A 19,293-nucleotide genomic window follows, 5' to 3' on the forward strand; every position below is an offset into this window, starting at 1 on the left:
TCGGCCAAATCACCGGTGCCCGGTTGGGTCACCGCCCACCCGTGGCTAACCTGCGGGTATGGCCCTCGGAACCGCATCCACCAGGACTGATCGCGCCCGGACCGTCCGGGACATCCTCGCCACCGGCAAGACGGCGTACTCCTTCGAGTTCTACGCGCCGAAGACCCCGCAGGGCGAGCGCAACCTGTGGAACGCGCTGCGCAGGGTCGAGGCCGTCGCGCCCGACTTCGTCTCCGTCACCTACGGCGCGGGCGGCACCACCCGTGCCACCACGGTCAAGGAGACCCAGCAGATCGTCGTCGACACGACGCTCACCCCGGTCGCCCACCTCACCGCCGTCGACCACTCGGTGGCCGAACTCCGCAACATCATCGGCCAGTACGCGGACGCCGGCATCCGCAACATGCTCGCCGTGCGCGGCGACCCGCCCGGTGACCCGATGGGCGACTGGGTCGCGCACCCCGAGGGGCTGACCTACGCGGCCGAACTGGTGCGCCTCATCAAGGAGTCGGGGGACTTCTGCGTGGGCGTCGCCGCCTTCCCGGAGATGCATCCGCGCTCCGCCGACTGGGACACCGACGTCGCCCACTTCGTGGACAAGTGCCGCGCGGGCGCCGATTACGCCATCACGCAGATGTTCTTCCAGCCCGAGTCCTACCTCCGGCTGCGCGACCGGGTCGCCGCCGCGGGTTGCGAAACCCCCGTCATTCCGGAGATCCTGCCGGTCACCAGCGTGAAGATGCTGGAACGGCTGCCGAAGCTGAGCAACGCGCTGTTCCCGCCCGAGCTGAAAGAGCGCATCCTCTCGGCGAAGGACGACCCGGCGGCGGTACGCTCCCTGGGGATCGACTTCGCCACGGAGTTCTGCGCCCGGCTGCTCGACGAGGGGGTGCCCGGACTGCACTTCATCACGTTGAACAACTCCACGGCGACGCTGGAAATCTACGAGAACCTGGGCCTGCACCACCCCCCGCGGGCCTAGACCGGCCGCATCGCAATGGGACACACTGCGTAACGGTCACTGGGAGAGGGGCGTACATGGGCTGGACGGTCCTCTACATCGCGTTCGGCGTCGTCGCGCTGTGGTTGCTCGGCGAAGTGCTGCTGCAGTACAAGGCGCGGCTTCGCTGGCGACTGCTCGCCTTCACCGGGTTCCTCGGTGTGGTGGTCGGCGTACTGATGCCGTCGGTCGTCGTGATCGGGCTGGGCGCCATCGCCTTCGCCGTCGGACAGACCTACGTCACGCTGTCGTTCCGCAAGGGCTTCGCGGCCGGCTGGGCCGTCAAGCGCCCCGACGACGAGGAGGCGGGCCCGGTCACCCGGCGCCGCCGCAACCGCGCCGAGCACCAGGACCCGGTCCTCGGCGACCCCGGCCCGGACGAGTCCGCCGACTTCGGCCACGACCACCCCGGCCCGGAGACCGCGGCCTACGCCACCGACGGTTACGACCACGACGACGCCTACGACCGCGACGACGTGTTCACCCCGGCCCGCCCGGACCCCACCGCCGCCGAGACCACCTCGGTCTACGAGCCCCAGCCCATGCCCGACGACACCGGCAGCTACGGCGTCTACGGCGACGGCACCCCGGCCCAGCCCCAGCAGACCGACCAGGCGTACGCCTACGACTACTCGGGCTACGGCCAGCAGGGGTACGCCCAGGGCGGCTACGACACCGGCGCCCAGCAGACGTACCCCGGCTACACCGACCCGTACGGCCAGGGCTACGAGGGCGGCTACGACAACTCCGGGTACGCGCAGCAGGGTTACGCCCAGCAGAGCTACGGCCAGGACGCCTACGGCGGCCAGGGCGAGACCCCGGCGGGCGGGGTGTGGGTGCCGCAGCAGCGGACCGACGAGACCTACAACGGCGAACTCCCGCCGGAGCAGCAGCAGTACCCCTACCAGGGTCAGACCCAGCAGCAGAACACCGGCTACGACGAGCAGTACCGCTACTGACAGCGGTTCACGTCGAGCCCCGGAACTCCGGCCCCTCCACGACGAGTCCGGCCACCATCGCCCCCGACATCCCCGCGTGCGGCAGCCCGCCGCCGGGGTGCGACCAGCCGCCGACCCGGTACAGGCCGGGCAGTCGCGTGGAGTTGGCGGGGTGCAGGAAACCGCCCTCGCCCGAAGCCAGTGAGGGGGCGGGGACCGCGCCGTGACGGGCGCCGGTCTCGGCCGAGTTGTGGTCGGGGGTGCGGATCTCGTGCCAGAGCAGGCGGTCGCGCAGGGCCGGGACCGCCTTGGCGGCCGCGTCGAGCAGGACCTCCGCGTGGCCCGCGTCCGTGTCCAGGCCGGCGGGCAGGGTCGCCCACACCACCGCCGACTCGTGGGCGTCGTCCGGGCGCAGCGCCGGGTCGTCGGGACGCAGCACGGTGACCGTGGGGACGGGGAAGGGATCGCCGCCCGGGTTCGCCAGGAAGTCCAGCTCGGCCTCCGGGTCCGGGGCGTGCACGACCGTGCGGTGCGCGGCCCCCGCCTCGCGGGCGCCCCTCAGCGCCAGCAGCAGGGTGAGCCGGGCGGCGCCGCGCGCGCCGGGGCGCACATCGCCGGTGCCGTCCAGCGGGCGGTCCGTCAGGCGGCCCAGCAGCGCCGGGTCCACGTCGGCCACCACATGGTCGGCGTCCGCCACCGTGCCGTCGGCCAGCTCGACGCCCGCCGCGCGGCCGTCCTTCACGATGATCTCGGTGACCTCGGCGCCGAACACGAACTCCACCCGGCGCCGCACGCAGCGCTCGTACACCGCGCGGGCCAGCTCGCGGATGCCGCCGCGTACGTACCAGGTGCCGAAGGCGTGCTCCAGGTACGGCAGGACGGCCGCGCTCGCCGGGGTGGTGCGAGGGTCGAGGCCGTGGGCCAGGGCGTGGCCGGTCAGCAGGGCCGTGAGCCGGTCGTCGCGCAGTTCCCAGTCGGCGACCTCGGCGAGGGTGGCGGCCCGGCGGGTGCGCAGCAGGCGCTTGTGCGGGACGGCCGGGTAGGGCTCACGCTCCGCCAGCACCTGCCAGTTGGGCCACAGCGGCTCCTCCAGCAGGGGGCGCCGGGTGCGGTCCCAGGCCTCGCGGGCCCGCACCAGGAAGTCGCCCCAGCGCTGCCCGACCCCGGCGCCCAGCGCCTCGTCCAGCGCGGAGACGACCCCGGCGCGCGAGGCGTTGGGCACGGCGACCTGCGTGCCGTCCGTGAAGAGGTGGCGGGAGGAGGGGTCGACCTGGACCAGCTCGACCAGGTCCTCCAGCGGCTCCTTGCCGGTCTTCAGGAACAGGTCCCGCCAGACCGCGGGCAGCGGCAGCAGACCGGGGCCGGTGTCGAAGGCGAACCCGTCCCGCTCGAAGCGGCGCACCGCCCCGCCGTACGTGTCCGTCCGCTCGTACACCGTCACCCGGTGGCCCGCGACGGCCAGCCGGGCGGCCGCCGCCAGCGCGCCCGTCCCGGCGCCGATCACCGCAATCCGTGCCATGACCGCGACTTTACCGACCAGCACCGACACTGCCGGGTCCGGGCCCGAACGCGGGGGCGTGAGTACCCGTACCTAGACGCACAGATGAGTAGCCGCGCGGATGGGCCGGGGACCGGCCGGAGGGGAGAGTGGAGACACGGCCAGGGGGCGCGGCCCGGCACCGCCGACACGGGGCGGCGGAACGGGCCCGCCCGCCGGCCGTTCCTTCCGCCGATCCGTCGGCGGAAGCGAGACACGGGGCCCGTGGCCGTCACGGTCACGGGGGACCGCGGTGGGAACCGTACGGGGGAGTACGGGGGCGAGAAAAGGGCGCCGGACCGGCAACCACACGGTCCGGCGCCCTTCGCGCGCCTCGGGTCTTCCCGGATCTCGGGTCAGCCCCTGCTGACCCGCCCCTGGAGCAGCCGGGACAGCGCGGAGTGCACGTCGTCCAGCGACCGCTCCGGCTGGAACGCCTTCCAGTCCAGCGCGGCCACCAGCACCATCCCGACCAGCGCGGCCGCGGTCAGCGGCACGTCGATCTCGTCGCTGAACTCCCCGGCCGCCACGCCCTCGCGCAGCACCCCCTCGACCACCGCCACGGCCTGCTGGCGCACCACCATCAGGGTCGACTGCCAGGCCCGGTTGGTACGCCACAGCTCGGCCACGTAGAGCTGGGTGAAGGCCGGGTAGCGGTCGATGAAGACCAGGCCCGCACGGACCATGGCGTCCAGCGCATCCACCCCGCCGCCGCCCTCGCGGGCGGTGCGCTCGGCGGCCTCCCGCAGCGAGGCGGTGAGCAGACCCACGCCGTGCCGCAGCAGCTCCTCGAAGAGCACCGACTTGCTGGCGAAGTTGTAGTAGACGGTGCCCTTCGCCACCCCGGCGCGCTCGGCGATCTCGTCCACCGTGGTCGCGGAGAACCCCTGCTCGGCGATGAGGGTGACGGCCGCCTCGTAGAGCTTCTGCCGGGTGGCCTCGCGGCGGGTGCTGCCGGAGGGCCGGGCGCTGGTGCTTTCCATGGACCCGATTCTCACAGGTGCGCCGGCCGGCCGGGCCGCCTCCGCCGCCCCGGCGCTCACAGGCTCAGCTCCGGGTGCAGCCGCTGGAGCGTCCACACCTGCCGGCGCCGGGCGGTGAGCGCGGTCAGCGCCAGGGCGCCCGCGGTGAACGCCGTCAGCACCACGCACGCCTGCCACACCGGGCCGAGCCCGCCGCCGGTGATCAGCCGGCGCAACGCGGAGACCACGTGACTCATCGGCAGGAAGGGGTGAATGGCGTTGAAGAAGCCCGGACTGGTCTGCACCGGGTACGTGCCGCCCGCCGAGGTGAGCTGGAGCATCAGCAGCGCCAGCACGAGGATGCGGCCGGCCGCGCCGAAGCGGGCGTTGAGCCACTGGACGATCGCCGTGAAGCACGCCGTGACCAGGAACAGGAACAGGGTCGTCCCGGCCGCCCGGACCATCTCCAGACCGATGCCGAAGTGCAGTACGGACATCAGCGCCGCCGTCTGGAGCACCCCCACCGCCAGCACCGGCAGCCAGCCCGCCAGCGCGATCCGCCAGGACGGGGCACCGGCCGCGAGGGCACGCCGGTTGAGCGGTGGGATCAGCATGTAGGCGACCATCGCGCCGACCCACAGGGAGAGCGGGATGAAGTACGGGGCGAAGCCGGTGCCGTAGTTGGGCGCGTGATGCAGGTCGGCGGAGGAGAGCCGGACCGGGTCGGCCATCACGCCGGTGCGCTGGTCGCGGGCCCGCTCGTCGTAGTCGGGGATCTTCCCGGCGCCCTCGTGCAGACCGTCCGCCAGCCGCTCGGAGCCGTCCACCAGCTTGTACAGGCCGCTGTCCAGCGCCTTGGCGCCCGACTCGGCGGTGCCGATGCCCCGATGCAGGGTGGCCGCGCCGGACTGGGCGGTGCCGAGGCCGGTGTGCAGCTTCTTCGCCCCGGCGGCGACGGCGTTCGCGCCCGCGTTCAGTTTGTCGATGCGGGCGACCGCGTCCGCGACGTCCTGGTGCAGGTGCGGGGCGCGCTCGGCGAGGGCGTCGGCCTGCGCGCGCAGGGTGGTCAGGTTCTTCCGCATGGTCGTCAGATCACCGCCCTGCGCGGCGACGACCTTGTTCATGTCGTCGGCCACGACCGCCACCTCGTCCGCCGCCCGCTGGGCCTTCGCCAGGTCCGGGCAGGCGGGGTCGGGCACGGGCGGTGTCTCGCAGCGGGCCTTGTGCACCTGGTCCAGTACGGCGGCGGAGGCGTGGGCCGTCTTCGCGGCGCCGGGGGCGAGCCGGACCAGGGTGTCGAGGTTGTCCTGCACCGTGCGGGCCGAGTCGGAGACCAGGCGGGCGGTGGCGCCGATCGTCTTCCCGTTCTTCTCCAGGAAGGGGCCGGCCTTCGCGTACGCCCCGTCGACCTTGTCCGCCAGGGTCTGGGTGCCGGACGCGACCTGCCGGGAGCCGTCCTCCAGGTCGCCGGCGCCCTTGTCGAGCCGGGCCAGGCCCTTGGCGAGCCTGCCGCTGCCGCTGTTGGCCTCCTTGAGGCCGTCCGCGAGCTTCCGGGCGCCCTTCTCCGCCTTGCCCAGGCCGTTCCTCAGCTTGTCGGCGCCCTCGGCGGCGGTCTCGGTCTTGTCGTGCAGGGTGGAGAAGTTGATGAAGATCCGGTCCAGGAAGGTCCGGGAGGTCTTGGTGGACGCGGCCGAGCGGACCTCGGCGAACACGGTCCGCGAGATCTGGCCGACGATGTAGTTGTTCGCGTCGTTGGTACGCACCTGGAGCGCGCCGGTCTCCGGGGAGTCACCCGAACTGGAGGCGACGCGGCGGCTGAAGTCGGCCGGGAGGGTCAGCGAGAGGTAATAGGTGCCGTCCTCCGTGCCCCGGCGGGCCTCGGCGGCGTCGACCTCGTGCCACTCGAAGGTCCGCCGCTCGCGCAGGCCCTTGACGATGTCGGCACCGGCGTGGATCTTCTTCCCGCCCGCCGTCGCGCCCCGGTCCTCGTTGACGAGGGCCACGGGGACGCGGTCCAGGCGGCCGTACGGGTCCCAGAACGACCACAGGTACAGGGCGCCGTAGAGCAGGGGCAGCACCAGCAGCGCGACCAGCGCGGCGCGGGGCAGCCGGCCCCGGCCGAACCGGCGCAGCTCAAGCGCGGCCAGCTTCGGTGAGCGCATCGGGGGCCTCCTCTCGGGGGGCGTCCTCGGCGGGCTGGTCCTGGACGGGGCCGGTGTCCTCGGTGTCCTCCGGGGGTCCGGCGTCGGCGGGCTCCGTGGAGACGGTGACGCAGCCGTCCGGGGCGGTGCGGCACACGGCCAGGACCGTCGTCCCCGCGTCGGCCAGGGAGCGCAACAGGTCCCACACCTCGGCGCGTTCGCCCGCCGAGAGCTTCAGCTCCACGTCGTCCACCGCCAGCAGCCGGGGCCTGCCGATCAGCGCCAGCGCCACGGACAGCCGCAGCACCTCCAGCCGTTCCAGGTCCCGTACGGCCGTCCGCGAGCCCCTCGGCAGCGCGTCCAGGTCGAGCCCGGCGGCGGCCAGCGCCGCGTCCGCGCGGAGCCGGGCCTCGTGGGCGCGCTGGGGGCGCGGATGCAGCGCCTCGCGCAGCGAGTCGCCGAACCGGCGCTGCAGCAGGGCCCGTTCGCGCAGATGCTCGCCCACCGTCAGCGCGGGCTCCAGGTCGGTCACCCCCGCGACATTGGCCACCGCGCTGAACCGGCGTACCGCCCCCATGCGCCGGGGGAGAGGCAGGCCGCCGACGGCCGCCTGCCCCACGCTCGGCTTCATCCGCCCGGCGAGCGCCAGCAGCAGACACGTACGGCCGGAGCCGGACGGTCCCTCCATGGCGATCAGCGAACCCGGCCCGGCCTCGAAGCCGATGTCCCGGAAGGCCCACCCCCGTGGCCCCCTGAGCCCGAACCCCCCGGCCGTGACGTCCACGCCGTGCACAAGCCCCCGCCTCTCCCCGGTACTGCTTTTGAACTGACTGGTCAGTTCAAAAGTATGCCCGACCCGGCGTGCGCGACAAAGCCCGGATGCCCCACAGGCGTTCGCCGATACCCCCGATTTCAGCCACAGTTGGGGTGAAACCGCAGGTCGGAACGGATTGTCAGTGGCATACCGCACGATGTGGGCATACGGCATCCATGCCGTCACCGGACGACAGGAGGTTCGTCATGACCAGCTCGTCAGCGACCACCGCCGCGAGCGACGTCCACCCCGTGCTCCGCCGGTCCACGGCACCGCCCGCCGCCGTCGCCCTGCTCGGCCAGGCGCACAGCGCGCTGGACGAGGCCGCCGCCATGGAGACCCCGAACGAGCGGTACGCCCTCGCCCACCTCGCCGCCCTCCGCGCGGCCGCCGCCGTCCTCGCCGTCCGGGGGCGCCCCGAGGCCACCGCGCGTCGCCGCGCCCGTATCCGCGCCGCCTGGGAGGTGCTGCCCGAACTGGCGCCGGAGCTGGCCGAGTGGAGCGCCTTGTTCGCCTCCGGCGCCGACCGCCGTGCCCGAGCCGAGGCCGGCATCCGGGGCGCGGCCGGCCCCCGTGACGCGGACGACCTGATACGCGACGCGGGCATGTTCCTGCGCCTGATCGAGCGGATGCTCGCCCTCCAGCCGGTGCTGCCCCGGACGAGCCCGGAGACCGTCTGACCCGGCGTTCTCGTCCAGTGGGCGAGACGCGGCCCACCGCACCCGGCCGGGGTGACCGGGTGCGGCGGGCGAGGCCATAGGGTGGAGACGCCTTATGTCTCCACCTGCCGCGCACCTCCCCGTGACCGGCCGGGGAGGCCCCCATCGCGCCGCCGGGCAACGGGCGGTGCCGTGCCGAGGAGCAACAGCCGTGCCGGACCCGACGCGCCCCCGCGCCTCTCTCCGTACCGCCGTGGTGTGGGACGTCCTCCAGGACGCCCTCGACCGCCGGGTCAAGGCCACGGGGCGGGACTCGCTGGACGTGCTCGACACCGGCGGCGGCAGCGGCAACTTCGCCGTGCCCGTCGCCCGGCTCGGCCACCGCGTCACCGTCGTCGACCCCAGCCCCAACGCCCTTTTCGCCCTGGAGCGCCGGGCCGCCGAGGCGGGCGTGGCCGACCGGGTCCGGGGTGTCCAGGGCGACGCCCACGGCCTCTTCGACGTGGTCGAGCGCGGCGGCTACGACGCGGTGCTCTGCCACGGCGTCCTGGAGTACGTGGACGACCCCGCCGAGGGCGTCGGCAACGCGGTGGCCGCGCTGCGCCCCGAGGGCGTGCTCAGCCTGCTCGCGGCCGGCCTCGGCGGCGCCGTGCTGGCCCGCGCCCTCGCCGGGCACTTCACCGAGGCCCGCCAGGCCCTCGCCGACCCGGACGGCCGCTGGGGCGAGGGCGACCCGGTGCCGCACCGCTTCACCCCCGAGCAGCTCACCGCCCTGGTCGAGGGCGCGGGCCTGCGGGTCGGCGCCGTGCACGGCGTACGCGTCTTCGCCGACCTGGTGCCCGGCGTCCTGGTGGACACCGAGCCGGGCGCGCTGGACGCCCTGCTGCGGCTGGAGGCCGCCGTGGCGGAGCTGCCCGCCTTCCACGCCGTGGCCACCCAGGTCCATGTGCTCGGTGAGACGGGCGGGACCGGAGCGCCCGCCGAAGGCACCGGGGACTGAGCCCGCCCTGTGGGACACGGCGCTGATCAGGGGCGCGGCGGCAGATGGAGTACGCCACAAGCCCCCCGATCGAGGGGTTTGCGCCGTATGATCGAGGTACACCGGCCGGCATGACGGGTCGGCCGCCGGGGAATGACAGCCTCAGCGGGCCTGGACGCCCTTACGTCCTGGTTGGCCAGATGGCGCAGAGGGGCGGGTTTCACGGGGGCGATTCCCTGCCTATCCTGAAAGGACCCCCCAGAGTCGCCCCGGCGACTGCACGATGAGGAGGACTCCGTGCCGCTCTCGGAGCACGAGCAGCGCATGCTCGAGCAGATGGAGCGAGCGCTGTACGCCGAAGATCCCAAGTTCGCGTCGGCGCTTGAGGGAAACGGGCTGCGGACCTACACCCGGCGCCGGGTCTATCAGGCGGTCGCGGGCTTCCTCGTCGGTATCGCGCTCCTCATGGCCGGTATGGTCGCCCAGTTGATCTGGATCAGTGTCGTCGGCTTCCTCGTGATGCTCGGCTGCGCCGTGCTCGCCGTCACGGGATGGCGCAAGGCGCCGAAGCCGGGCGAAACCCCCAGGGGCCACACCGGGCGCCGCCCGGTCCGGCGGAAACGTACCGTCATGGAACGCATCGAGGACCGCTGGCAGCGCCGCCGCGACGAACAGGGCCACTGAGCCGCCCGCGGACTCCCAAGGTTTCGTACGAGGGGGTGACCACCGATTCCAGTGGTCACCCCCTCGCTCGTGTCCGGCTCCGCTAAGCCGCCCCGCGCGCCGGCCGCAGCGCCGCCACCCGGGCCCGCAGGGCGGCCCGGCGGGCCCGGGCCGACCACAGCACCCGGCGTGCCGAGCGCGGTGCGAACAGCGCCCGCAGCCTGGTGCCCCGGCCCACCGGGGCCGCCAGCCCGGCGATCACCCGGCGCACGTCCCTGGCCAGGTCCGGCGCCGGTCGCGGCTCCGGGGCGTACAGCACCTGCTCCAGGGCGGCCGCCACCCGGTGCACCGCGGCCCCGGCCTCCGGGTCCAGTCTCCCCAGCCGCACGATGCGCGCCGCCGAGCCGCGCGGGGTCAGTGAGTCGTCCGGTATCACACCGTGGTCCCAGGCACTGTCGGTCAGCTCCCGCCAGGCCGCCAGCGTCCGCCCGGCCGGGTCGGGGGAGCGCCCGTCCAGCCGGCGTGCCCGCACCCGCGTCCGCCACAGCATCGGGGACAGCGGGAGCACCACCAGCGCCAGCGCGCCCAGCACGATCAGCGCGGCCCACAGCCCGCCCGACGGACCCCCGCCCCCGCCCGGCGCCGCCACCGCCGCCGACGGGTCGGCACACGGGCCCGACCCGTCCTGCCCGGCGCAGCTCTCACCCTGCGTCGCCGCCGCCGAAGGCTCCCTGGACGCCCCGCGCGAGGGCAGCTCCTGGTCCGGGCGCCCGCTGCTCGGGGTGTCCTGCTGGGTGTACGCCGGGGTCGTGCCCCGCGTCGGCGTCGGCTCGAACCGGGTCCAGCCCACGCCCTCGAAGTACAGCTCCGGCCAGGCGTGCGCGTCCTTCAGGCTCACCGACACCGAGCCGTCCCCCTGCGGGGTGCCCGGCGCGAACCCCACCGCCACCCGGGCCGGAATGCCCAGCGTGCGGGCCATCGCCGCCATGGCGAAGGAGAAGTGGACGCAGAAACCCTCCTTCTTCCTGAGGAAGTTGGCGATCGCGTCGGCGCCCCGGCCCACCTGCACCTCGGTGTCGTACCGGAAGCCGCCGTCCACCGAGAACCAGTCCTGGAGCCGTACCGCCTCCTCGTAGTGGTTGCGCGCCCCGGAGGTGACCTTCTCGGCGGTCCGCGCCACCACGTCCGGCAGCCGGGACGGCACCCGCGTGTACTCCCGCTCCAGCGGGGCCGGCGGCTTCGGGGCGTCGGCGAGCTGCTTCGCGGTCGGCTGCAGATCCAGGCTGGTGACCTGGTAGGTCTCGCCGCGCGTGGTCTGGCCGTGGTCGCCGACCAGGGTCATGCCGACCGGCTCGTACCGCCAGTTCCCGTCGATCCGGACGCCGCTCGGCGGATACGGCATCGGCAGCCAGTCCTGGGCGTACCAGTCCGCCGCCGTGATCACCGTGCGCAGCGTGGTCCGCCTGACGTCGTCGCTCAGGCCGACCGGGGCCGGGAAGACGCCGGGCACCGCGGCGATGCGGCGCTGGGACGGCTTCCAGTCGGTACCGTCGAAGTCGTCCAGGGACACTATCCGCACGTACATGTCCGGCACTTCGCCGGAGCTGGGCCGCAGGGAGAGCACCTCGCGGTCGTCGTCCACGTTCAGGCTGTCCCGCAGCGACACCAGCGGGTTCACCGCCGAGATCGTGCCGCCCCGGCCGTTGCCCGCGCCGACGCCCGACCCCGCCCGGCCCAGCAGGCCGCCGTGCAGCGTCGGCAGGGCCAGTGGCACCACCAGGGCCACGCCCAGCGCCACCGCGCCGATCCGGCGTCCGGTGCGCGCCGGTGCCGTCAGCCCGCCCGCCGGGGCACCCGCGCGGGCGGTGCCGCCGAAGACCCGGCCCCACTGGGCGAGCCGCTCCCGGCCCTCCGCGAGCAGCAGCATCAGGTAACCGGCCGCCGCCACCAGGAACCACAGCCAGTCCGCGGCCCCGTCCGACAGCCCGGCCGCCACCGAGTACAGCGCCAGCAGCGGCAGCCCCGCCGGGGCCGCCCGCCGGAAGGACACCGCGAGGGTGTCCACCAGCAGATGCACCAGCAGCACCCCGCCGACCAGCAGCAGCCGGATGCCGTCGGTCAGCGGCGCCGGGATCGCGTAGTGGCTTACGTCGTCCGCGCCCTGCCCGAACAGCGCCCCGAACCGCAGGAACGCGTCCGGCCCCGGCAGCAGCCCGCCCAGCGCCTCGGCCCGCGCGAAGGCCAGCGTCAGCAGCACCAGCGTCACCAGCAGTTGCGCCAGCAGCGTCAGCGACCGGGACAGCGGAATCCGCCGGGCCGCGGTGCCCACCCCCGCCTGCGCGGCCACCAGCAGCGCCGACAGCAGCAGCCAGGTGGGGCCGTCGACCAGCGGCAGCAGGGCCGAGGACGCCATCAGGGTCGCCGCCGCCGCGCACAGCGCCAGTCGTGCCCGTCCGCTCATCCCCGTGCCTTCCCGCTCAGCGCGGCCGGCCCCGGCCGCTCCCGGTCCGCCTGCCGCCACAGCTCCTCCAGCGAGGCCCCGCGCGGCACGCCCAGCGCCGTCCAGCCGCCCTCGCGCAGCACCCGCAGCCGCTGGGGGAGCGGGGCGTTCGGCTCGGGCACCGCCGTCGGCTCGCGCGTCCAGGCGTCCGGGTCCAGCACGAAGGCGACCGCGCCGCCGCGCCTGCGCATCCGGGCCACCGAGGCCGCCTGTCCGCCGTCCAGATCACCGAGGAAGGCGACCAGCAGCCCGTCGTGCCCGTCCCGCAGCACGTCGTACGCACCCGCCAGGTCGGCGCCGTCGGAGTGGTCGATCACCGCGAGGGTGTCCATCATCAGCGCGGCCGCCGCCGCCCGCTCGTGCCCCGAGCCGCCCTCGCCGGACACCGTGACCCCGAAGTCCGTCAGCAGCCGCACCGAGAACCCCCGCTCCAGCAGATGCGCCACCACCGAAGCGGCCCCCGACACCGCCCACTCGAAGGCCGAGCCGGGGCCCGCGCCCTCGTAGGCCGCCGCGCGGGTGTCCAGCAGCACCGTGCAGCGGGAGCGGCGGGGCTGCTCCTCGCGGCGCACCATCAGCTCGCCGTGCTTGGCGGTGGAGCGCCAGTGCACCCGGCGCAGGTCGTCACCGTGCCGGTAGCCGCGCGGGATCACGTCGTCCTCGCCGGCCAGCGCCAGCGAGCGCTGCCGCCCGTCGCCGTGCCCGAGCGCCTCCCCGCCGAACCGCACCGGCGGCAGCGGTTCCACCCGGGGCAGCACCGTGAGGGTGTCGTACGCCGAGAAGGACCGGGTCAGCTCGCACATCCCGAACGGGTCGCTCAGCCGCACCTGGAGCGGGCCGAGCCGGTATCTGCCGCGCAGGTCCGAGCGCACCCGGTAGGACACCTCGCGGTGGCCGCCCGGCTCGACCCGGTCCAGCACGAAGCGCGGCCGGGGCCCCAGCACGTACGGCACCCGGTCCTGGAGCATCAGCAGGCCGGTGGGCAGGCGGGAGACGTTGTCCACCCTGAGCCGGACCCGCGCCTCCCCGGTCGCGGGCACCCGTGCGGGGGCCAGGCCGCGCTCGGCGGTCACCCGGTGCCTGGTGCGGTGCAGGACGGCCGCGCAGAGCAGCGGCAGCGCCGCCAGCAGCAGCCCCACCCGCAGCAGGTCGTCCTGGCCGAGCACATAGGCGCAGACCGCGGCCGCGATCCCGGCGGCCAGGAAGGAGCGCCCGCGGGTGGTGAGCCCGGACAGCGTCGCGCGCACCCCGCCCCGCCCCCCGGCGGACATCACAGACCCCTGGGAGACCGCAGCGGCCGCGGGGGAAGGGCCGCCGAGGCGTCCAGGCCGTCGTAGCCGCTCTGCCGGCCGGTGGTGGGCACGGCCGTGTGCTGGATGATCTCCCGCACCACGTCCTCGGCCGTCCGCCCGTTGAGCTGGGCCTCCGAGGTGGGCAGCAGCCGGTGGGCCAGCACCGGCGGGGCGAGCGCCTGCAGGTCGTCCGGCAGCGCGTACTCCCGGCCTTCCAGGGCGGCGGACGCCTTCGCCGCGCGCAGCAGGTGCAGCGTCGCGCGCGGCGAGGCGCCGAGTCTGAGGTCGGGATGGACACGGGTGGCGGCGACCAGCTCCACCGCGTACCGCCGCACGGCCTCCGAGACGTGCACCGTGCGCACCGTCTCGATCAGCTTTACGATCTCGTGCGCGTGCGCCACCGGCTCCAGGTCCTCCAGCGGGGAGGCGCCGCCGTGCACGTCCAGCATCCGCAGCTCGGCCTCGACGCTGGGGTAGCCCACGGAGACGCGGGCCATGAAGCGGTCGCGCTGGGCCTCGGGCAGCGGGTACGTGCCCTCCATCTCGACCGGGTTCTGCGTCGCCACCACCATGAAGGGGCTCGGCAGTTCGTAGCTGTGGCCGTCGATGGTGACCTGGCGCTCCTCCATGGACTCCAGCAGCGCCGACTGCGTCTTGGGGGAGGCCCGGTTGATCTCGTCGCCGATCACGATCTGGGCGAAGATCGCCCCCGGCTTGAACTCGAAGTCACCGCCCCGCTGGTCCCAGATGGAGACCCCGGTGATGTCCGAGGGCAGCAGGTCGGGGGTGAACTGGATGCGCCGCACCGAGCAGTCGATGGACCGTGCCAGCGCCTTGGCCAGCATGGTCTTGCCCACGCCGGGGACGTCCTCGATCAGCAGATGCCCCTCGGCGAGCAGCACGGTCAGCGCGAGCCGTACGACCTCGGGCTTGCCCTCGATCACGTCCTCCACCGAAGCGCGGACACGCTCCGCGGTGGCGGTCAGATCCCGCCCCGCGCCCGACTCCGTCCGAGCGGGGACGCCCCCCTGGCTCGCCCGATCGTCATAGGTCGTCACCCGGCCCTCCTCGGCCCGTCATCACCCGGGGCCTGTGCACGCGAACGCGACCGGCCCACCCCGGAACTGTGACGCCGCGCGGACCAGGCCGCGCGCCGTCACACCCCGCATTCTTGCCGCCGTTACGGATTCGTGTCACCGCCTGTGGACAACTGCCCCCGTGATGCCGGGCTTGCGGCCCTTTCACCCCCCGCCACGAGGGCGGGAGGAGGGCCGCCGGGGCGTCAGGCCGACTTCGCGGCGCCGCCGCCGGCCGGGTCGATCTCCCGGAGCAGACCGGTGCGCACGTCGAAGACGAAGCCGCGCACGTCGTCGGTGTGCAGGAGGAAGGGGGAGGTCCGCACCCGCTGCATCGACTGCCGTACGTCCTGGTCCACGTCCCGGAACGCCTCCACCGCCCACGGCGGGCGCTGGCCGACCTCCATCTCCAGGTCGTGCCGGAACTCCTCGGTGAGGGACTCCAGACCGCACCCGGTGTGGTGGATCAGGACCACGCTGCGGGTGCCCAGCGCGCGCTGACTGATGGTCAGCGAGCGGATCACGTCGTCGGTGACCACGCCGCCCGCGTTGCGGATCGTGTGACAGTCGCCCAGCTCGAGGCCGAGCGCGGCGTGCAGGTCGAGGCGGGCGTCCATGCAGGCCACGACGGCGACCTGGAGCACCGGACGGGCGTCCATGCCGGGGTCGGTGAACTCGCTCGCATATGTCTGGTTGGCGTCGACCAGGCGGTCCGTCACGCTGCCGTCACCCGTCATGGCGCCGTCGGACCCGGTCGGAACTGCTGCGGAAGTCGTCATGCACCCGACGTTACTGGTCAACGGTGTCCCCGGCCTGCTGTGGGCGGCCACAAAGAACCACTTCGTGGCTTGTTGTGAGCTAACCCACACGGAGTGCGAACCTCCGCCGGACGGGTGAATCCCGACGAATCGCGGGGCCCGCCCGCAAGCCGTACGCGACGCGCAGGCCGGTTGATTGACCGCGACACGGGGTGGACTAAAGTGACGCGAAGCGGGAGGCGCGGCTCTTCCCGCTGGTGAAACCCCGGAGATCCCGGCATCCGCCCGGACCGTCTCCCCGCGTGCGCGGCGCGTACGTGCGGCTCGGCCTCCTCCCGCTCCCGGCCGGCTGACGCTTCCGGCGCCGGCGGGCCTCCCCTTCACGGAGCGGGCGGGGACCCGGCGGTGCGTACCGCCCGCCGGAATGAGAGGCCCCCTTGACCGAGAGTCGACACGTCCCGGTGATGCTCCAGCGGTGCCTGGACCTGCTGGCGCCCGCCCTGGAGCGGCCGGGAGCGGTGGTCGTCGACTGCACCCTCGGCCTCGGCGGCCACAGCGAGGCACTGCTGGCCCGCTTCCCCGAGGCCCGGCTGATCGGTCTCGACCGGGACAAGGAAGCCCTCCGCCTCTCCGGCGAACGCCTCGCCCCCTACGGCGACCGCGCCACCCTCGTGCACGCCGTCTACGACGAACTCCCCGAGGTCCTCGACCGCCTGGGCATCCCCTCCGTCCAGGGTGTCCTGTTCGACCTCGGCGTCTCCTCCATGCAGCTGGACGAGGCCGACCGCGGCTTCGCCTACGCCCAGGACGCCCCGCTCGACATGCGCATGGACCAGACGTCCGGCATCAGCGCCGCCGAGGTCCTCAACACCTACCCGGCCGGTGAACTGGTGCGCATCCTGCGCGCGTACGGCGAGGAGAAGCAGGCCAAGCGGATCGTCTCGGCGGTCGTCCGCGAGCGCGAGAAGGAGCCGTTCACCAACAGCGCCCGCCTGGTCGAGCTGATCCGGGACGCCCTGCCGCAGGCCGCCAAGCGCACCGGCGGCAATCCGGCCAAGCGCACCTTCCAGGCCCTGCGCATCGAGGTCAACGGCGAACTCTCCGTACTGGAACGGGCCGTACCGGCCGCGGTGAAGGCGCTGGCGGTCGGCGGCCGGATCGCCGTGCTGTCGTACCAGTCGCTGGAGGACCGGCTGGTCAAGCAGGTCTTCGCAGCCGGCGCCGCCACCACCGCGCCGCCCGGACTGCCCGTGGTGCCCGAGCGCTACCAGCCGCGCCTCAAGCTCCTCACCCGCGGTGCCGAACTTCCCACCGAGGAGGAGATCGCCGAGAACCGCCGGGCCGCCCCGGCCAGGCTGCGCGGCGTCGAGCGCATCAGGGAGGACGCCGAGTGAACGAACGGGTCCGGCCGGGTGCCACGACCCGCCGGGAGGGACAGTGAGCAGCAAGCCCGCACCCCGGGGGAGGGCGGCCCGGCTGGCCCGGCTCATCCCCGCCGGCCGCGCCCGCGCGGCCCGCACCCCCTTCGTCCTCCTCGTCGTACTGCTCCTCGGCGGCGGGCTCCTCGGCCTGCTGGTGCTCAACTCCGCGCTCAGCGAAGGGTCGTTCGAGCTGGACGACATACAGCGCAAGACCAAGAGCCTCACCGACGAGGAACAGGCCCTCCAGCGGGACATCGACGCCTACTCCGCGCCGGACGCCCTTCAGCGCCGCGCCCGCGAACTCGGCATGGTCCCCGGCGGCGACCCCGCCTTCCTCGATCCCGACGGCAGCGTCAAGGGCGTCCCCAGCCCGGCCCCCCGCTCCGCCGCCCTCACCGGCCCGCGCGCCCCCGAGGCGCTGACGGCTGCCCCGGGCACCGCACCGGCGACCACGCCGGGCGCGACCACGCCTGGCGGCACACCCGGCAGCACCCCGGCGATCCCCGCCGCCACGACTCCCGCGCCGGGCGGCGCCCTCCGGTCCGCCCCCACCACCCCGACCCCCGGCAGGTGACGGAAGTGTCCGACAGGGAAACGCCGCGCCGCCGCGTGCCCGGACCCGCGAGGCCGCCCCGTCCCCGGGGCGCGGCCCCCCGCCGCCCCGGCTCCCAGGGCCGCCCCGCCCGCCGCCCCTCCGCCGGCCGGCGGCCCCCGGCCAAGCCCGCCCTGCGGCTCGGCAGCCCCCGGCCCCGGCTGCGCCTGATCGGCCTCGCCCTCGCCCTGGTGCTGACCGCCTTCACCGTGCGCCTCCTTCAGGTGCAGGCGGTGGACGCCAGTACCTACAGCGCCAAGGCCGAGCAGAACCGCTACGTGGCGCACATCCTCACCGCCGAGCGGGGTGGCATCACCGACCGCAACGGCGTCGCCCTCGCCGTCAGCGAGGACGCCTACGACATCACCGCCGACCCGAAGATGTTCAACAGCGAACAGCTCAAGATCTCCGACGGGCCCGAGCAGGCCGCCGCGCTGCTCGCCCCGATCCTCGGCCAGGACCAGGAAGCGCTCGTCAAGAAGCTCCGCCCGGCCAACAAGCAGTCCCGCTACGCCCGGCTGGCCTCCCGGCAGACCCCGCAGGTCTGGAAGCAGATCAAGGACCTCAAGGCCGCCTTCGTCAAGAAGGGCACCCCCAACGTGCTCGCCGGGGTCTTCGCCGACCCCAGCAGCCAGCGGGTGTACCCCAACAAGGAGCTGGCCGCCGGGATACTGGGCTGGGTCAACAACGAGGGCCGGGGCGGCGGCGGCATCGAGCAGCAACTCGACAAGCAGCTCTCCGGCAAGGACGGCAAGATCCGCTACGCCCAGTCCGGCGGCCGCGAGGTGCCCACCGCGGGTTCCACCGAGACGCCCGCCGTGCCCGGCAGCGACGTCGAGCTGACCATCGACCGCGACATCCAGTGGGCCGCGCAGAACGCGATCTCCGAGCAGGTGAAGAAGTCCAAGGCCGACCGCGGCTACGTCGTCGTCCAGGACACCGCCACCGGCCAGATCCTCGCCATGGCCAACTCGCCCGGCTTCGACCCCAACGACCTCTCCAAGGCCGACTCCGCCGCCATGGGCAACGCCGCCCTCCAGGACGCGTACGAGCCCGGCTCCACCGCCAAGGTGATGTCCATGGCGGCCGTGCTGGAGGAGAACGCGGCCACCCCGCTCACCCATGTCGTCGTACCCAACCGGCTGCACCGGGGCGACCGGCTCTTCCAGGACGACGTCGACCACGCCACCTGGTACCTCACCCTCAACGGGGTGCTCGCCAAGTCCAGCAACATCGGCACCATCCTCGCCACCGGCCAGCTCGGCAAGACCCAGCGGGCCGCCAACGACACGCTCTACTCGTACCTGCGGCAGTTCGGCATCGGCCGCTACACCGGGCTCGGCTTCCCCGGCGAGACACCGGGCATCCTCGCGCCCGCCGCCAAGTGGTCCACCTCGCAGCAGTACACGATCCCTTTCGGCCAGGGCTTCTCCATCAACGCCATGCAGGCCGCCTCCGTCTACTCCACCATCGCCAACGGCGGAGTCCGCGTCGCGCCCACCCTGGTGCGCGGCACCAAGGGCGCCGACGGCCGCTTCGCCCCGGCGCCGAAGCCCAAGAAGACCCGTGTGGTCAGCGAGAAGACCGCGAAGACCGTGGCCCAGATGCTGGAGTCGGTCGTCGACGACGAGCAGGGCACCGGCGTCAAGGCCCGCATCCCCGGCTACAGGGTCGCGGGCAAGACCGGCACCGCCAACCGCGTCGATCCGGCCACCGGGAGGTACCACGGCTACACCTCCTCCTTCGCCGGATTCGCCCCCGCCGACAAGCCCCGCGTCACCGTCTACTGCGCCATCCAGAACGCCACCTCCGGCAGCTACTTCGGCGGCCAGATCTGCGGTCCGGTCTACAAGCAGGTGATGGAGTTCGCGCTGAAGACCCTGCAGGTGCCGCCGACCGGAGCCAAGGCCGCCGCCCTGCCCGTCTCCTACCAGCCCTGAGGCGCCCCCACCGGAACCAGG

General features: G+C 74.0%; 16 protein-coding genes. 8 read left to right on the forward strand and 8 right to left on the reverse strand.

Annotated features, from left to right (window positions below; all coding sequences use genetic code 11):
- Window positions 1–58: 58 nt before the first annotated feature.
- Together metF and E5082_RS07290 are read left to right on the forward strand one after the other, a co-directional pair.
- The gene (metF, locus tag E5082_RS07285) at window positions 59–982 is read left to right on the forward strand and encodes a methylenetetrahydrofolate reductase [NAD(P)H] (protein WP_135790442.1); all 924 of its coding nucleotides are present in this window, start codon (window positions 59–61) and stop codon (window positions 980–982) included.
- A gap of 56 nt (window positions 983–1,038) precedes the next feature.
- The gene (locus E5082_RS07290) at window positions 1,039–1,959 is read left to right on the forward strand and encodes an SCO2102 family sporulation regulator (RefSeq protein ID WP_135790443.1); all 921 of its coding nucleotides are present in this window, start codon (window positions 1,039–1,041) and stop codon (window positions 1,957–1,959) included.
- Window positions 1,960–1,966: 7 nt separating this feature from the next.
- Here E5082_RS07290 and E5082_RS07295 read toward each other — a convergent pair whose 3' ends face one another.
- The 4 genes from E5082_RS07295 to E5082_RS07310 all read right to left on the reverse strand — a co-directional run bounded on the left by E5082_RS07295 (window position 1,967) and on the right by E5082_RS07310 (window position 7,371).
- A complete protein-coding gene (locus E5082_RS07295; protein WP_190045175.1) occupies window positions 1,967–3,457 on the reverse strand; it encodes a phytoene desaturase family protein in 1,491 nt (496 codons plus the stop codon).
- A 374-nt stretch (window positions 3,458–3,831) separates the two neighbouring features.
- Window positions 3,832–4,458: a TetR/AcrR family transcriptional regulator gene (locus E5082_RS07300; protein WP_135790444.1), complete on the reverse strand. Its 627-nt coding sequence runs from the start codon at window positions 4,456–4,458 to the stop codon at window positions 3,832–3,834.
- A gap of 56 nt (window positions 4,459–4,514) precedes the next feature.
- Entirely contained in the window at window positions 4,515–6,599 is a 2,085-nt protein-coding gene (locus tag E5082_RS07305; RefSeq protein WP_135790445.1) for a YhgE/Pip family protein, read from the reverse strand.
- Window positions 6,571–7,371: an ATP-binding cassette domain-containing protein gene (locus tag E5082_RS07310; RefSeq protein WP_229918674.1), complete on the reverse strand. Its 801-nt coding sequence runs from the start codon at window positions 7,369–7,371 to the stop codon at window positions 6,571–6,573. Before E5082_RS07310 ends, E5082_RS07305 begins: the two co-directional genes overlap by 29 nt.
- A 197-nt stretch (window positions 7,372–7,568) precedes the next feature.
- On the opposite strand from E5082_RS07310, the gene E5082_RS07315 reads away from it, so the two are divergent.
- From E5082_RS07315 to E5082_RS07325, 3 genes are all read left to right on the forward strand, one after another.
- Window positions 7,569–8,072, forward strand: coding sequence for an SAV_6107 family HEPN domain-containing protein (locus E5082_RS07315; RefSeq protein WP_135790447.1), 504 nt, complete (start codon window positions 7,569–7,571; stop codon window positions 8,070–8,072).
- A gap of 190 nt (window positions 8,073–8,262) precedes the next feature.
- Entirely contained in the window at window positions 8,263–9,051 is a 789-nt protein-coding gene (locus E5082_RS07320) for a methyltransferase (RefSeq protein ID WP_135790448.1), read from the forward strand.
- 276 nt (window positions 9,052–9,327) lie between these two features.
- A complete protein-coding gene (locus E5082_RS07325) occupies window positions 9,328–9,714 on the forward strand; it encodes a DUF3040 domain-containing protein (protein WP_130334365.1) in 387 nt (128 codons plus the stop codon).
- Between the two features lie 82 nt (window positions 9,715–9,796).
- Here the strand turns inward: E5082_RS07325 and E5082_RS07330 are convergent, their stop codons facing one another.
- The 4 genes from E5082_RS07330 to E5082_RS07345 all read right to left on the reverse strand — a co-directional run bounded on the left by E5082_RS07330 (window position 9,797) and on the right by E5082_RS07345 (window position 15,340).
- Window positions 9,797–12,154: a transglutaminase TgpA family protein gene (locus tag E5082_RS07330; RefSeq protein WP_135790449.1), complete on the reverse strand. Its 2,358-nt coding sequence runs from the start codon at window positions 12,152–12,154 to the stop codon at window positions 9,797–9,799.
- Entirely contained in the window at window positions 12,151–13,464 is a 1,314-nt protein-coding gene (locus tag E5082_RS07335; protein ID WP_135790450.1) for a DUF58 domain-containing protein, read from the reverse strand. The genes E5082_RS07330 and E5082_RS07335 overlap by 4 nt, the downstream gene beginning before the upstream one ends.
- The gene (locus tag E5082_RS07340; protein WP_135790451.1) at window positions 13,464–14,543 is read right to left on the reverse strand and encodes an AAA family ATPase; all 1,080 of its coding nucleotides are present in this window, start codon (window positions 14,541–14,543) and stop codon (window positions 13,464–13,466) included. The genes E5082_RS07335 and E5082_RS07340 overlap by 1 nt, the downstream gene beginning before the upstream one ends.
- A 224-nt stretch (window positions 14,544–14,767) precedes the next feature.
- Window positions 14,768–15,340 (reverse strand): beta-class carbonic anhydrase, encoded by a 573-nt coding sequence (locus E5082_RS07345; protein WP_135790452.1) that lies wholly within the window; start codon window positions 15,338–15,340, stop codon window positions 14,768–14,770.
- Window positions 15,341–15,756: 416 nt separating this feature from the next.
- Between E5082_RS07345 and rsmH the strand changes: the two genes are divergently transcribed.
- From rsmH to E5082_RS07360, 3 genes are read left to right on the forward strand one after another with little or no spacing between them, the layout of a single operon-like run.
- Window positions 15,757–16,713, forward strand: coding sequence for a 16S rRNA (cytosine(1402)-N(4))-methyltransferase RsmH (gene rsmH / locus E5082_RS07350; protein ID WP_135790453.1), 957 nt, complete (start codon window positions 15,757–15,759; stop codon window positions 16,711–16,713).
- 43 nt (window positions 16,714–16,756) lie between these two features.
- Window positions 16,757–17,314 (forward strand): cell division protein FtsL, encoded by a 558-nt coding sequence (gene ftsL / locus E5082_RS07355; RefSeq protein ID WP_135790454.1) that lies wholly within the window; start codon window positions 16,757–16,759, stop codon window positions 17,312–17,314.
- A 5-nt stretch (window positions 17,315–17,319) separates the two neighbouring features.
- The gene (locus tag E5082_RS07360; protein WP_279638096.1) at window positions 17,320–19,272 is read left to right on the forward strand and encodes a peptidoglycan D,D-transpeptidase FtsI family protein; all 1,953 of its coding nucleotides are present in this window, start codon (window positions 17,320–17,322) and stop codon (window positions 19,270–19,272) included.
- Window positions 19,273–19,293: the final 21 nt, after the last annotated feature.

It is taken from the genome of Streptomyces griseoluteus, assembly GCF_004784465.1.
GTDB lineage: Bacteria > Actinomycetota > Actinomycetes > Streptomycetales > Streptomycetaceae > Streptomyces > Streptomyces griseoluteus.